The organism is Rhizobium sp. HT1-10 (genome assembly GCF_049472505.1).
Classification (GTDB): domain Bacteria; phylum Pseudomonadota; class Alphaproteobacteria; order Rhizobiales; family Rhizobiaceae; genus Rhizobium.
Genome location: NZ_JBCEBQ010000017.1, coordinates 25,644 through 39,398 on the forward strand (window position 1 = coordinate 25,644; position 13,755 = coordinate 39,398).

General features: G+C 57.5%; 13 protein-coding genes and 1 pseudogene. 7 read left to right on the forward strand and 7 right to left on the reverse strand.

Features of this window, described 5'->3' with window-relative positions:
- Nucleotides 1-110 precede the first annotated feature (110 nt).
- Nucleotides 111-1,112 carry a sensor histidine kinase gene (locus VH564_RS24650; protein ID WP_423342514.1) on the forward strand — a complete coding sequence of 334 codons (1,002 nt, stop codon included), beginning with the start codon at nt 111-113 and terminating at the stop codon, nt 1,110-1,112.
- A 14-nt stretch (nt 1,113-1,126) separates the two neighbouring features.
- Complete coding sequence (locus VH564_RS24655; RefSeq protein ID WP_423342487.1) at nt 1,127-1,465, forward strand: response regulator; 339 nt, start codon at nt 1,127-1,129, stop codon at nt 1,463-1,465.
- A gap of 255 nt (nt 1,466-1,720) precedes the next feature.
- Here VH564_RS24655 and VH564_RS24660 read toward each other — a convergent pair whose 3' ends face one another.
- The gene (locus VH564_RS24660; protein ID WP_423342515.1) at nt 1,721-2,329 is read right to left on the reverse strand and encodes an alpha/beta hydrolase; all 609 of its coding nucleotides are present in this window, start codon (nt 2,327-2,329) and stop codon (nt 1,721-1,723) included.
- Nucleotides 2,330-2,482: 153 nt separating this feature from the next.
- Between VH564_RS24660 and VH564_RS24665 the strand changes: the two genes are divergently transcribed.
- The 3 genes from VH564_RS24665 to VH564_RS24675 all read left to right on the forward strand — a co-directional run bounded on the left by VH564_RS24665 (nt 2,483) and on the right by VH564_RS24675 (nt 4,581).
- Nucleotides 2,483-2,701 (forward strand): hypothetical protein, encoded by a 219-nt coding sequence (locus tag VH564_RS24665; RefSeq protein ID WP_423342488.1) that lies wholly within the window; start codon nt 2,483-2,485, stop codon nt 2,699-2,701.
- 496 nt (nt 2,702-3,197) lie between these two features.
- Nucleotides 3,198-3,767: a response regulator gene (locus VH564_RS24670; RefSeq protein ID WP_423342489.1), complete on the forward strand. Its 570-nt coding sequence runs from the start codon at nt 3,198-3,200 to the stop codon at nt 3,765-3,767.
- A 232-nt stretch (nt 3,768-3,999) separates the two neighbouring features.
- The gene (locus VH564_RS24675; protein ID WP_423342490.1) at nt 4,000-4,581 is read left to right on the forward strand and encodes a Gfo/Idh/MocA family protein; all 582 of its coding nucleotides are present in this window, start codon (nt 4,000-4,002) and stop codon (nt 4,579-4,581) included.
- A gap of 313 nt (nt 4,582-4,894) precedes the next feature.
- Here VH564_RS24675 and VH564_RS24680 read toward each other — a convergent pair whose 3' ends face one another.
- From VH564_RS24680 to VH564_RS24695, 4 genes are all read right to left on the reverse strand, one after another.
- Nucleotides 4,895-5,071, reverse strand: a complete 177-nt coding sequence (locus tag VH564_RS24680) for a hypothetical protein (protein WP_423342491.1) — start codon at nt 5,069-5,071, stop codon at nt 4,895-4,897.
- Between the two features lie 358 nt (nt 5,072-5,429).
- Nucleotides 5,430-7,364 (reverse strand): DUF4139 domain-containing protein, encoded by a 1,935-nt coding sequence (locus VH564_RS24685; protein ID WP_423342492.1) that lies wholly within the window; start codon nt 7,362-7,364, stop codon nt 5,430-5,432.
- Between the two features lie 249 nt (nt 7,365-7,613).
- Nucleotides 7,614-8,537 carry an alpha/beta fold hydrolase gene (locus VH564_RS24690; protein ID WP_423342493.1) on the reverse strand — a complete coding sequence of 308 codons (924 nt, stop codon included), beginning with the start codon at nt 8,535-8,537 and terminating at the stop codon, nt 7,614-7,616.
- Nucleotides 8,538-8,639: 102 nt separating this feature from the next.
- The gene (locus VH564_RS24695; protein WP_423342494.1) at nt 8,640-9,551 is read right to left on the reverse strand and encodes an alpha/beta fold hydrolase; all 912 of its coding nucleotides are present in this window, start codon (nt 9,549-9,551) and stop codon (nt 8,640-8,642) included.
- 84 nt (nt 9,552-9,635) lie between these two features.
- On the opposite strand from VH564_RS24695, the gene VH564_RS24700 reads away from it, so the two are divergent.
- A complete protein-coding gene (locus tag VH564_RS24700; protein WP_423342495.1) occupies nt 9,636-10,223 on the forward strand; it encodes a TetR/AcrR family transcriptional regulator in 588 nt (195 codons plus the stop codon).
- Between the two features lie 465 nt (nt 10,224-10,688).
- Here the strand turns inward: VH564_RS24700 and VH564_RS24705 are convergent, their stop codons facing one another.
- Nucleotides 10,689-11,603: a LysR family transcriptional regulator gene (locus VH564_RS24705; protein ID WP_423342496.1), complete on the reverse strand. Its 915-nt coding sequence runs from the start codon at nt 11,601-11,603 to the stop codon at nt 10,689-10,691.
- An 84-nt stretch (nt 11,604-11,687) separates the two neighbouring features.
- On the opposite strand from VH564_RS24705, the gene VH564_RS24710 reads away from it, so the two are divergent.
- Nucleotides 11,688-12,533: an oxidoreductase gene (locus VH564_RS24710; RefSeq protein WP_423342497.1), complete on the forward strand. Its 846-nt coding sequence runs from the start codon at nt 11,688-11,690 to the stop codon at nt 12,531-12,533.
- A 298-nt stretch (nt 12,534-12,831) separates the two neighbouring features.
- On the opposite strand, the pseudogene VH564_RS24715 reads toward VH564_RS24710, so the two are convergent.
- Nucleotides 12,832-13,733 (reverse strand): annotated as a pseudogene (locus VH564_RS24715) (LysR family transcriptional regulator).
- Nucleotides 13,734-13,755 lie beyond the last annotated feature (22 nt).

Sequence of the window (13,755 nt, forward strand, 5' to 3'; positions counted from 1 at the left end):
GATTGACCCAGGTTCAGACACCAGGCGATCCGTTCAACTTTCTGGGCAGTGACGGAGAAGTTGCGCAGATCATCCGCAAATTCAATTGGACCTCAACTCCGCTTGGTGCGGTGGAGGAATGGTCGCCCAACTTAAGGGCAGCAACCTCGCTCCTTCTCCAGTCATCAATTCCGATCGTCTTGCTGTGGGGGGAAGACGGCGTGATGATATACAACGATGCCTACTCGAGTTTCGCCGGCCATCGTCATCCAGCGCTGTTCGGGTCCAAGGTGCGCGAGGGTTGGGCCGAGATCGCGGACTTCAACGACAATGTCATGAAAGTCGGATTGGCTGGCCGAACATTGGCATATCGTGACCAGGAGTTGACGCTTTACCGCAAGGGCGTTCCGGAGCAGGTCTGGATGGATCTCGACTATTCTCCCGTTCATGACGAAAATGGCAATCCCGCCGGGGTGATCGCGATCGTCGTGGAGACGACGGAGCGCGTGCTGGCAAACCGGCATCAGCGCCTTCTGATCAACGAGCTAAACCATCGCGTCAAGAATACGCTCGCATCGATCCAGTCGATTGTAAGCCAGACTCTTCGGGGCGTTCAGTCGAAGGAAGAAGCGTCGGTCGCAATCGGCAACCGCATTCTTGCCCTTTCGCGCGCTCACAATGTGCTGACAGACGAGAACTGGGATGGTGCCGACCTTCAGGCCATGGTCGAAAGCGCATTGGAAGCGTTTCAACAGCCGGGCCGTAGGGCTATAAATATTGCTGGCCCTTCCCTGAGACTTGGACCGCATGCCGCGCTCTCGATAGCACTCGCCCTGCATGAACTTGCGACGAACGCGGTAAAGTACGGAGCGCTTTCGTCCGCTTCCGGCACTGTGGATGTCGTCTGGACTGTCAGCAATGATGACGTCTTCGATCTCATCTGGACTGAGCGAGGCGGCCCGCCCGTGGTCAAGGGTGAGCGGCGCGGCTTCGGATCGCGCCTCATCCTCCAGGTGCTTCCCCTCGAACTTCGCGGAACGACATCCATCGACTACGACGCCTCCGGCGTTGTCTTCAAGCTTGTCTCATCGATTGAAGCAGTTACTGACCGTCCCACCGGGAGCGGCAACTAGTGGCGCGTATACTGGTGGTCGAGGACGAGATTCTTGTGGCAATGCTCATGGAAGACACATTGGCCGACCTCGGCCACGAGGTGTTGGGACCAGCAATGCGTCTCGAAACCGCCCTCATCGCTGCCGAGAACGAAGATGTAGATTTTGCGATACTGGATATTAACTTGGCCGGAAAGCAGTCTTTTCCTGTCGCAGACAAGCTGACTGCACGCGGTATCCCATTCATGTTTGCCAGCGGCTATGGCGCTGCCGGCCTCGTCGACCCCTATAGAGGGTCGCCGGTTCTCCAGAAGCCTTTCGTAAGCAGTCAGATTGCCCAAATGCTCAATGGCCTGAAGCTCGGAAAGGCCTGAAGTTCAGAAAGCAGTCAGACGAGTTGCAGCGGCTCATCAAAGTGCGATGACAGCCGCAAGGGTCTTCGTCACCCCGGCGAACGAAGAACAGCCTGCTCAGGCTGACCGCGCACTAGCCACTTGCATCCCAAGCTCGTGAGCGCGCCCGAGGTCCTGATGCTACTTGCTCTGTGGGGTCTAAGCAAAGCTGGCGTTTTTGACCGCGCGATATGTTCTGTCGGCCGTGACAGTAGCGCCGCCAGAAATCCCACCAGCTCAGACCAAAAACCGCTTTTTGAGGAAGACCCGCGCTTCCTGAGCACCTTGGATCGATATCGTGTGCCCGACGCCGGCCTGGATATCGAGAGTTACGTCGTAGCCGGCGGCCTTCAACTGCGCGGCAGCGGCACCAGATTCCATGGCTGGAATGGTCTGGTCTTCCTTTCCGTGTATCAGCAGAACCGGCATCCTTGTCGGGGCCGGAATAGGCGGTATCGGCAGCAGACCAGCGACCGATACCAACGCCCCGATCTTCCATCTACCTGACGCAACCGCATCCAAAGCCATGATGGCACCTTGCGAGACACCCAGAAAAGCCACCTGCCCTAGTGCGTTGGAGAACCCTTCCTGATCGACGATCTCGGCTATCAGCTCGTCGAATGCCCTCCTAACCACCGAAATGCGATCTGGCCGCAGTGCCTGCCCGTCGACCCCGAACCGCTGGCGGCCGCCGTGTGGCGATGCGAACGGTGCGTCCGGTGCCGCGAAGCGTGTCGATGGCATCTGGGAGCGCCATGGTGTCGCGATCGGCATCATCATCGAGCCGGTGCCGCCGAGGCCGTGGAGAAGGATGACAAGCCGCTGCGATGACGTTGCCGGAGACACTGCCAAAATATCGTCCTCTCATTTGCCTGGAAGTACAGAACGTCAAGCAAGGAATGAGGTTGCACCGAAGGGCTCCACCGGGAACCAAGTGCCGGCAGACACAGTTGCCTTCCATCGAAACAGGAGATCGACGCTTTGGCACAGGCACCCAAGATGGATATCGACGAGTTTGCTACGAACGTCGAAAAGATGTCGGATGAAGACGTTTTTGAACTCATGGTCGCGCTGGAGCAGGCCAGCGAGGCTGATGGCAACCGGACGGACACCGACATCGTGGCACGCATCGCGCTCGTCGAGACGGAGATCGAGAGCCGTTTTCCCGGCCAGCTTCTCGCGCCGTTCAAACAGTGGAAGCTGACGGGCAAGTCGTAGGTGGCCCTAGTGCAAGACGATGGCAACGCGGCCCGCATGTCCATGTCGTCCTGGGCCTTTCGATGGGTCGCCGAAAGGCGGACGCCTCTTGGACGCGACAGCCCATTCCACCCTTGAGATCGTCATCTACAAGAGCGCAGTGGGGCTTCTTAGTAGGAAGCAGCCTGATCTCGGCATCGCGCTCGTAGATCTCCAGCATTATGGAGCAGGTGCCAAAATAACTTTGATGCGCATGACATAACGAGTTTCGAGCGGTCGAAGTCCACGCCTTCATGGCAGCTCTACCAAACTACAGGGCCCGGCTGGTAGCAGTTGCTCCATATTGCTGTAGATCTCCATGGCTCAGAGCTAAGTGAGAACAGCCCTGACGGCAACGGCCTCGTCGCCGGCCCTCTGACTCAAAAAGTGCTTGGGGTGCCGGTCAGTCATAAGACCCAAAAATTAGAGGAACCCCCGCACGGTTTCAGCGTTGAACAGCCATCAGGAGGATACATCGATGTCGGACGATCGAATCCAGTGGATTGAAGCACGCGCATACGGCATCTGGGAGGAACAGGGAAAGCCTTGGGGTTTGGATCACCAGCATTGGTGGCAAGCCAGCCTGGAACGCGACCTCCTGGAAGCGACAAGGGCCTCCCATGATGGTAGCGAGATCGTCGCAAGACGCCTGGCCGCTGAAGAGCTGGCAAGGCGGGCCGTCGCCGCCTCGGGTGCGACTGTGCTAGTCGTGGACGACGAACCCTACGTACGTCTGGATACGATCGACGCGTTGGAGAGCGCCGGCTTCAACACATACGAGGCGGAAAACGCCGGCGATGCCCTAGCGATCATGCAGGACAGTCCGGCGCACGCACTGCTGACCGACATCGTGATGCCCGGCTCCATGGACGGGGTGACACTGGCCTCGAAGGTCAGGGCGCTCTGGCCTCGGACGCAAGTCGTGATTGCATCTGGAATGATCCGGCTTGCCCGAAAGGATCTGGCGAGGGGCATGCACTTTTTTCCCAAGCCGGTGCCTTTGCCCGCCCTCGTCGACATCATGCGGAAACGGATCGTCATTGCATAACAAAGTCCGCCTCTGCCCATGCACCCTACGAAACTTTACCGCGACTAGCATTTTCATCTCCAGACAGAGCCGGGGACGACTATGACCAACACTTCGATCGAACGTAGAGGCCTACTCAAGATTGGAGGTTTGGAATTTGCAGGCCTGGCACCGCTACTTGATCCAATGATCTGCCGCCGCTCTCTCCTGTCGACCGTGGCAATGTCAGCGACGGCAGGGTGAAGTTCCCGGAATGGCGCGGGAAAGCGGATATGCCGTCGTCCCCGCCCCCGCTCCTCTTCCTTCTGAAAGGCGTGTGGGCTTCGCGGTCGTGGCCCTTGGAAGGCTGAACCTTGAGGAAATCCTCCCGGCCTTCTCCGAGAGCAAGAAAGCCAACCTCGTGGCGCCGGTCTCGGGTTCGCCGGAGAAACTCAAGGTCGTTGCCAGCCAATATGGCATCACAGAAATCGCCTGCTACAGCTACCACAACTTCGACAGCATCAAGGACAATCCCGAGATCAAAGCAGTCTACATCGTTCTACCGAACAGCATGCATCGGGAATTCACCGAACGGGCAGCCCGCGCCGGAAAACACGTGCTTACCAAAAAGCCGATGGCGACAACCTCCGAGGATGCTAAGGCGATGATCGATGCCTGCAAGGCGGTGGACGTGAAACTGATGGCCGCTTACCGCATCCAGTACGAAGCCTATAATCTTCGGCTTGCCGAGCTTGCCCGATCAAAAACGTTCGGCCGTTTTGCATGTCGGCAACCAACGTGCAGACCGTCGCAGATCTCTCTTCTCCCTTTCGATCCCGGGATCTGGCTTGCTTGACCGCCAAAATGTTCCTCATATCTCCATGACCGAACAACTGGCTCCCCCATGGCGAAAACAGCTCTATGAGCGTAGCCTCGCGTTCGTTGCCCGAAGTGATGCGAACGAGGTCGTCGGATTTGCAGAGGCCACTTTGCGTCAGGGTTATGTGAACGGATGCACCGGTATGTCGGGAAATCTTGTCGGACCTCTAGGAAAGATTGGTGCCGAAACATTTTTCCAAACTCGATTGACTAACTCAGCGGCATAGAACAAAATAGGAACATATTCCGCGATTGGGATTGTGTCTCACATTTTGGGGAGTGCCGACGTGTCAGCTATTGCTTGCCATGATGATATTGATTTGTCCGAAGAATGCTTGGTGAGAAGCTTGGTCGCCGCTTACGGGCGCGATGCGACCGCTGCGCTTCGCGCCGTGATTGAGGAAGTCGCGTTCGAACAGAACGAGCTTCCGACGGCGCCCAGCATCCTCAGTAGCTGTTTCGCTCAAGAATGGCATCCCCACTTCCAGCGCGAGGCTTGAAAATGAGACACCGTCGCGGCGTTGAGTTGGCACCATTTCCACCTGCAATTTTTCGAGAGTTCGATGGCTACGATTATGACACCATCCGGATCTTGAAGGAATGGGAAGTGCTGGGAGCCAAATGCGGAATATGCGGGAAGACTGTTTGGCTGGACAAAGGCGCAATTATCCAGCGCTATGGAAATCAACACCTTAAGTACATGGGTAGCAAGCTTCGGTGTACCTGCGGTAACCGAGAGGGTAATCGTGTGCTGATAGGAAAGCTTGGAAGAGACTGAGATCACAACTTGGGCTTGTACTGATACGAACCGGCGATCCAGCAATCTCAAAATGATCTGATAACCGCCGCGACCTTCTCGTTTGCGGTTTCGATGATTTTTCGCTGTTCGGCCCGGGCTACCTCGATCTTCTCCAGCTTGTCCTCCGCACCGTTCAACAACTTCTCGAACCTTGCTCTGGTGTCGCCATTGCCGACCGATTGCAGGTTGGCCCTGGCACGCTGCTGATCCGCCTCGCCCCGGGTGAACTGTTGGTCCAGATCCTCAAGCGTCTGCCTCGCCGCATCTTGAGTGGCCTTTGCCTTCACAAGGTCAGCGAGTTTTTCCCGCATCGCAGGGTCGATGGCTGCGTCCTGCCAGTGGACCAATTCATCCGATCCAGCATTCGCCAAGGCAAAGCTCTCCTGATTGACGATTGAGAGCGTGGACATCACCACTTTGGTCTCTCCGGCCCTCACAACCGTCTTGATGCGGTCCTTAGTCGGCGTGTCATCAATCATGTCGTCTGCCTTGAAGGTCCAGCCCGGCCGCTTCATTTGCTCGATCAGCACAGTTCTCGATGCGTCACCGGCACCCACGATCCTGTAGACCGTATCCTCGCGTGTAATCGATGCGGTGTTGATCATTCCATCGACCACCTTGATCTGGGTGATCGTCGTTTCCGACCGGGGATCCAAGCTTATTGAAACCTTCTGGTCGAGTGCGAAGCCGACGGCCTGCTTCTGCCCTGCTGGCAGTCCTGTGGTCTCAGCGTCCCCGACATATCCTTGCTTGCCGTCGTAAACAGTAACGATGCCCGGAGGCAGGCTGATGCCGCTGTCGTTGTCGATCATGGCGGCGGCCGTCGGGTGCTCACTCCCCGCTTCAGGACGGTAGAGTGACACCATCTCGGCCTTCATGCCCTTGTCCAGGATCGGAACAGACAGCGTGTCGCCATTTTTAACGTCGTAAGTGCCGGAAAGCGCGAAGGTGGAGGTGACAGAGCCCTCCTCCGTCAAGACGGGATCAGCCGGTTCCGCCATTGCGGCATCGCTGCTCTTTTCCATCATTGGCGCCGGGGGCGGTGCCGCCATGGTCATCACTGGCATACTTCTACTGGCCAGTGGCTTCGCCGCCATGGCCTGAGTGACCGCAACAGAAGTGGTGTCGACAGGCACCTCCGTCCGCTGCTTCCAGAACAGGCTATGCAGTCGCTGCCTCAGCGTGACCGGCTTGCCGGATGACAGGGTGATGCCGACGTCGTGCCAGTCTTCGCCTGAGGCATTCTCGAAAATGGCCCACGCTTGCAGACGGACTTTACCATCCTGGCCGGGGACCAGCCTGTAGGACGTTTTCCAGATCGGAGCGGGAACGACATAGGAAATATCCACATCGCGGCTATCCGACCCGTCCAGCTTGATGGTGATAGCTCGAGCATTATCGACGCTTGCTTTTGAGATGACGCTCATGGCGCCCTTGAGCTTGTCCTTGATGGCGGGATCGACAATCGTGATCTGGGTTCCAGGAATTGGGACCATCGCGATCGCGCCGTCGTCACGCAGGAATGAGAGCTGCCAGCTCAGTGGCATCTGGGCATTGCCCGGGATCTCGGTGACGCCAAGCACAACACCCTGCTGCTCGCCGGCCTGGATGCGGCTGCCTTTGATGGAATTCAGCAGTGCTGGCAGGGACGTCAGGTCGGATGGCTTGAACGGCAGTGTTTTGAAGGTCTCATCGACCGGAGTGGGGCCAGCCAAGGACAAGCTCTTGACATGGCCTTTCTCGTCGCGAACGACGATGCTCTTGAGGATGTCGTCGACCTGGTCCAGCGGGACGTCAATGTTGATCTCGGCATTCTGGCCGACCGTGGCAGAACGAACGATCTCCGCCAAGCCGCCGGATGACAAAGTGACCGACTTGACAGGGCCACTAGCCCCGGCAAATGCGGTTGAAGCTGTGAGTGACAGGAAAACGGCTGAAAAACCTGCCTTTGAAACGAACATGAATTCTCCCCACAAATTCAAGAAAGCGCCCTTTGGCAATTTAAGGACGCACTTGCAGCTTAGATCAACCTCCAAGTTCATGGCAATTGAAGCAAAATTGGGGTGGATAGCCGGACCCTCGGCGAAGGCTTCACAGGCGTCGCCTTGAAGGGATGTGAACCCGTGCCGATCGCGGTAAATCGCTAAAGTGATTGAAGTTCTTATGTTCTACCCACGGCGCTGTACTACGCGTGGTCCGGTAACTTGCGGTTAAGCGCGATCAGGTAGAAAGCACTTCCTCAAAAAAGGTATCAGCATTGCAAGAAGCTCCTCAGGCGCATCTTCCGGCTGCAGATGACCACCCGATGTTGCTCCGCCTGTGACGTCTTCCGCCCAATGGTTCCAGACTTCGATCGGGCTCCCGCGGTCGGATCGCGCACTACCTTTGGGCCAGGAGACGAGAACCGGGCAGCGAAGTTTGCGGCCTTCCCCGCGATCCGCCCGATCATGTTCCAGATCCTCCTGTATTGCAGATCGATAGTCTTCGATGATGGCGTGTCGCACGCTCGGTCGGCCGAAGGCCTCGTGATAAGCTTCGGTGGCCTCCTTCTCCAGGAAATCACGCCCTTCGGTCATCCTTGCCAGAACGCGCTCGAGATAACCGCGCGGATCCAACTCAAGCAGATGCTCAGCAAGGTCATCCGGTTGCGCGAACAGAAACCAGTGAAAGTTCTTGAGGGCGAATTCGTGATCGACAGACGCCATGGCATTAAGAGTGGGAATGACGGTCAGTGACGCAAATGCCCTGACCTGGTCCGGATGATCGAGCGCCAGGCGATAACCGACGCGGGCGCCGCGGTCGTGACCGACCACGCCGAAGGTTTTGTAACCGAAGGCGGTCATGAGCGACGACACCGCCCGTGCTGCCCGGCGTTTGGTGAACCGTTCTGAGGGGTCTAGAATTTCGCTCCCGCCATAGCCCGGAAGGTCTGGAATGACGAGGCTGTATTCGCGCGAGAGAGTGGACGCCATGCGACGCCAGGCAATATGTGTTTCAGGGAACCCGTGCAAAAGAAGGAGCGGCCGCCCAGATCCACCGACCACTCCATGGAACTGAACGCCATCCGCTTCCATCTCGAATGGCCGATGACCCGGGTAAAAGAGGCGATTTCCGACGTTTTCACGATTGCTCATCTGATCACCTTCACGAAGGAGTAACTGGGCGACATTCCCGATTTTTTGGTGGGTCGTAGAATGACGTCAAAGCGAGGCGGCGCGCTTTGACGCCTCCCGGTGCTACTTGCTGCCTTGGGTCGATGTCGCGAAGTCGACGAGATCCTTGTTGAACCTGGCCGCTTCCTCGAGGAAAGGCGCATGACCGGAGTCGTGGTAGATCCTCGACTTGATCTGTCCGTTGAGAGATTTTGCGCGGGCGATGCTCGCCTCAGGCCGCACGAGGTCGTCTTTGCCACCATAGATCAACAAAACCGGCACCTTCGCCTTGGGCAGCCCCTCTGCTGCCTGAACTGTCATCGAGGGAACCGCGCGTGTCATCATCCATGAAGCCGTGGCCGCGTTGGAAAGCAGCCGTTCGAATGTTGGCTGGTCTGGCTGCGTCTGAAAGCAGAGAGCCAGGAAGGTCCGCACCGTGTCGAGATGCGTCCGAAGGTCCCGCGACGCCAGTCCTGCATAAACTTCGGGGTGTGGCGTGATGAGGTCGGGCTTAAGCTCGATGACACCATCGACATAGATGAGACCGCCAATCCCGGCGTCGCCATGAGCGGCAAGGTAATTAGAGAGTACCACGGCCCCCAGAGACCAACCGACCAGAACGGGGTTCTTGGCTCTGCTTTCCTTCAGAACTGCCGCGAGATCGTCTGCCCAGCGGTTACCATCCTTATAAGCGTCGACGTCATCCGGTTTCCCCGACAGCCCGTGCCCCCTGAGATCATAGGTTATCAGCCGAAACTTCTGGAGAGCGGGGTCGCTCGTTTGCTTGTCCCAATTAATGCGGCTGCCGAGCAGGCCGTGGACGAACACAATGGGTTGGCCGGTGGGATTTCCGCTCTCCTCAACGGCGATAACCACACCATCGGACGATTGGACGGTGTATTCCCCGTCGGCAGCCGCAGCAGCCGACACCGCCGCCAGCATCACGACGGCGGCAAACACGTGCCTTGCTATCCTTACGAAACGATATGCGGTCACAAGCTTCTCCTGATTTGCTATGTGTAGCGATCACTACACACTAGATGCTTGATTTCTTCTGTCAAGCGGTCTTTAGTGATCGCTATGGATAAGCAGGGCAAAAAGCGGCGCGGCGGGCCGCGTACGTTTAATCGGGAAGAGGCGATCGACATCGCCATGCGGCTGTTCTGGCGGCACGGCTACGAAGGCGTATCGCTCAGTGATCTGACAACCGCGATCGGGATCGCGCCGCCCAGTCTCTATGCTGCGTTCGGGAGCAAAGCTGAGCTCTATCGTGAGGCTCTGGATCTATATGCCGGAATTCCGGGTGCGCTTTTCAACCTCGATGCAGTATCAACACTGGATGAAGTCGTGACGACGATCTTGCATCAAGGCGCTGATGCCGTGACCGATCCGGGGGGTGAAAGAGGATGCATGGTCTCAAGCGGCATGCTCCAATGCGCCGAAGAACACGCCCCCCTCGCGCTTGCCGTGTCGAAGCGCCGAGACGCGATGCGGGACGCGATTGCTAAGGCATTGGGGCGTTGGCTTGATCCGGACAGATCGAAATCCCTTGCCCGCATGCTTGTCGTCGTTCTTCAGGGCATGTCTGTTCAGGCTCGAGATGGTGCCACGCGCGCGGAACTGGAAGAAGTCATTCAAGAGGTATTGCGGATACATCGAGCTGGCTAATGCAGGACTGTCCGGGGCGGCGCGTCGTTCAGGCAGGTTGCCCTTCATGGATCGACCCATTCGGAAACACCGTTTAGGCCTCCGAGCGGGATCGGCCGAGCGCGCTGGTCGGTGAGAGGGTTGAGCCGGAAAGTTAAAACTCGTGCTAACCGGCTTGTCGGTTGGACAAGGCGGAATGGGTTGAACGTGTAGTGTTTTGGAAAAGCCAGGATGTTCACTTGCTCTGAGCCGCATCAAACTCTCAGCCTGCCGCTTCCCGTGAAGGAATGTCGCCCGCCGGGACTGTCTATGGTCAAAAAATACCTGGCTCCGTTGACGGAGGCGGAAGCAGAGGCGGTGAAAGCGTTCGCCAAAAAGCTTTGAAGGCCAATCTATCGGCACCCGCTATCGGTCCGACCTTCTCGCCTTAAAGAGTTTCGGCGGAGGAGCAGAGGAAAAGTATTTGGCCAGCTTCTCCCCTCGACCCTACGCACCCGACCGGTGTTGGCGAACGGTCGACAGAAATGCGCTCAGGACTGGCCGCATCTGGCGTCTTGACGGATAATAGAGATGAAAACCGGGAAACGGGGGCGTCCAATCGACGAGAAGACGGACGAGCTTTCCGCTTTCCAGATAGGGCGTCACTTCATGTTCAAGAAGGTAGCCTACGCCGGTCCCGTCTAACGCAGCGCTGAGCATGATTTCAGGCTCGTTACAGGTTAGCGGCCCGGAAACGCTCACTTCTAGCGGCTTTCCGTCTTTTTCAAATTCCCATGCGTATAACGATCCGGCTGAAACCATTTTGTAGTTGATGCAGCGGTGGGCCGTGAGATCGGCTGGTTGAGTGATCGGAGGATTGTTTTGGAGGTAGTCTGGTGATGCCACGACGGCCATGGCCAGATCTGGCCCAACCTTCAAGGCAATCATATCCTGCTGCAGCTTTTCTCCTAACCGAATGCCGGCATCGAATTGGTCGGCAACGATGTCGCGATAGGCCGTGTCTATCAAGACTTCTATCGTCGCTTGAGGATAGGCTTTGCTGAAGGCGACCAAGATGGGTCTGACGACAGCCTCATAAGCTTGGCGTGTTGCGGTCAGCCGCAGGGTTCCGAAGACCAAATCCCGTTTCCGATCGAGAGAATCTAACGCGCTATGGATGTTTGCGAGAGAAGGCTCGAGTGCCTCCAGAAGGGTTCGACCAGCTTCGGTCACAGAGACGCTTCGGCTATTGCGCTGAAGAAGTCGATGGCCCACCGCCGTTTCGAGACGGCGGATGGTATGGCTGAGGTTCGAGGTCGACATGCCGAGAGCCACAGCTGCGCGTGTAAAATTTCCCAAACGCGCAACGCGGGCAAAAGCTGCCATGTCATCCAGCTTCATTTCCTGATCGTTCAATCTCATTCAACGGGCCTTACAATCTGTCCCACCTGATCACACGCGTTATCAGCGCCTAAATTGCTATGGTCAATCTACGGAGAAGATAAGATGATTAGCAATGAAGCCGTGTGGCTGATTACGGGATCCTCCAGAGGCCTTGGCCGTGCAATCGCTGAGAAGGTACTTGCTGCCGGCTACCGTGCCGTTTTGACGGCAAGAAATATTGATCAGCTGCAAGACCTTGCTGCCGAACATGGCGACGCTGTGCTTCTGACGCCTTTAGATGTCACTAAGCAGGACCAGATCGATGCAGCTTACAAAGCGGCGATCGCAAAATTCGGTATGGTCGATGTTCTCGTCAATAACGCCGGCTACGGCTACGTTGGCGCGATCGAGGAGGGTGAAGACGCCGAAATGCGCGCCATTTTCGAGACTGACCTCTTCGCGCCGGTGAACTTGATCAAGGCCGTGCTACCCGGCATGCGTGAACGCCGTCACGGACACATCGTCAACGTCAGCTCGATCGGTGGCCATATTACCTATCCTGGGGTCGGGTATTACCACATGGTCAAATTCGGGCTTGAAGCCATGTCGGATACCTTGGCGAAAGAGGTCGCCGGTCTTGGCATTGGGGTCACGGTCGTTGCGCCAGGCGCGTTCAGGACGGACTTCCGTGGGCCGGAATCGATGAAGTTTTCGCAGACCATGATCGATGATTACAAGGACACTGCAGGAAAATCCCGGGAAGGCACCGCGGCAGGACATCGCAAACAGGTTGGCGATCCCGCCCGCGGCGCTGAGGCCATCATCAAGGCCGTCGAAGCAGAGCGTCCCCCGGTTCACCTACTGATCGGCGGCGACGCACTCGACCAGCTGCGCAAGAAGCTCGATGAGATCCGCGCCGAGACAGATGCGTGGGAAGACGTCACACGCAGCACCGACTTCCGGGAATAGGCTAGCATGTTGAATTATGCGCCGCCTGTCACGGGCGGTGCATCTTCGCCGTACTGGCGGCGGCCCGCATGTGAGGTGGTTTGCGGCCAGCAAGCCTATCAAAAACGCCGGGCGGAGAGCGCACCTGTCATGAGGGATCGAAACCGCTGACGCCCTCAAAGCAAAGCTGGTTTGTTCCGCACCGGATCGTCCTCCCCGGGAGCGACCTGCATCCCCTTGGTGCGTGGCGTCTTAACAAAGTCCGCCCTGATGGTAGAGCTTGCGGATTGCCTTTGAGCCAACAGCAATCCGATCGACCTCAACCGCTTGCCGGAATTGACTTGACCACCCAGTCTAAAAAAGCCCGCAACTTCGGGAGTCGAATCCGTTGGCCGGGATAGACGATGTGCATAGGCCGATCGCCTGACGCGAACTCCCTCAGGATCGGAACAAGCCGACCGGATTCAAGATAGCGCAAAACCGCCAACTCGCTCGCTCGAATGATCCCGCCTCCGGCAAGTGCTGCTTCAACCAGAGCGTGGCCGTTGTTGACGGTCAGCCGGGTGTCGGGTTGGATCTCTCGTTCTTCGCCGTCCGCCTCGGTAAACGTCCAATTCGAAGGCGCCGGGTAGTTATGGAAGGCATAATCGACGCAAGTGTGACGGAGCAGATCATCCACGGCCCGCGGCACGCCGTGCCTTTGGAGGTAGTCCGGCGACGCGCACGTCACGAGGCGAAACGGAGTCAGCGCGCGAGCAATAAGACCTGAATCCGTAGCTCCCCAATCCTGATACACACATCGAAATTTTCGGCCACGAGGTCGATAACTCGGTCGTCAAGCACCAGCTCGACCCTGACCTGCGGATACATTGTCAGAAACTCTGGCAGCTTCGGGGTCAGCACTGCGGCGCCGATCTCGACAGGTGCTGTTATCCGAAGCGTTCCTCGAGGTTCCTGCGCCGTTTCGGCTACGATCGCATCGGCCGCATCCACGGCTTCCAACGCACGCTTGCACCCTTCGAGATAAAGCCGTCCGGCCTCGGTCAACGTTTGAGTGCGGGTTGTTCGCATCAGGAGTGGCACGCCGAGGGATTGCTCCAATTCACCAACGTGCCGCCCGATTATCTGTGACGACACCGCCAGCGCCGCACCGGCCGCGGAAAAGGACCCCAATTCCGCTGTCTTGACGAAAGCAATTATCTTTGTCAGCCGGTCGGCCATCTTCTAAATTCCCGGATCAGAT

Excerpts from the sequence above, each read along its gene's own strand:
- VH564_RS24700 (WP_423342495.1), top strand. The coding sequence starts at position 9,636 with ATGGATAAGCAGGGCAAAAAGCGGCGCGGCGGGCCGCGTACGTTTAAT.
- VH564_RS24675 (WP_423342490.1), top strand. The coding sequence starts at position 4,000 with ATGGCGCGGGAAAGCGGATATGCCGTCGTCCCCGCCCCCGCTCCTCTT.
- VH564_RS24705 (WP_423342496.1), bottom strand. The coding sequence starts at position 11,603 with ATGAGATTGAACGATCAGGAAATGAAGCTGGATGACATGGCAGCTTTT.
- VH564_RS24710 (WP_423342497.1), top strand. The coding sequence starts at position 11,688 with ATGATTAGCAATGAAGCCGTGTGGCTGATTACGGGATCCTCCAGAGGC.
- VH564_RS24665 (WP_423342488.1), top strand. The coding sequence starts at position 2,483 with ATGGATATCGACGAGTTTGCTACGAACGTCGAAAAGATGTCGGATGAA.
- VH564_RS24685 (WP_423342492.1), bottom strand. The coding sequence starts at position 7,364 with ATGTTCGTTTCAAAGGCAGGTTTTTCAGCCGTTTTCCTGTCACTCACA.
- VH564_RS24670 (WP_423342489.1), top strand. The coding sequence starts at position 3,198 with ATGTCGGACGATCGAATCCAGTGGATTGAAGCACGCGCATACGGCATC.
- VH564_RS24690 (WP_423342493.1), bottom strand. The coding sequence starts at position 8,537 with ATGAGCAATCGTGAAAACGTCGGAAATCGCCTCTTTTACCCGGGTCAT.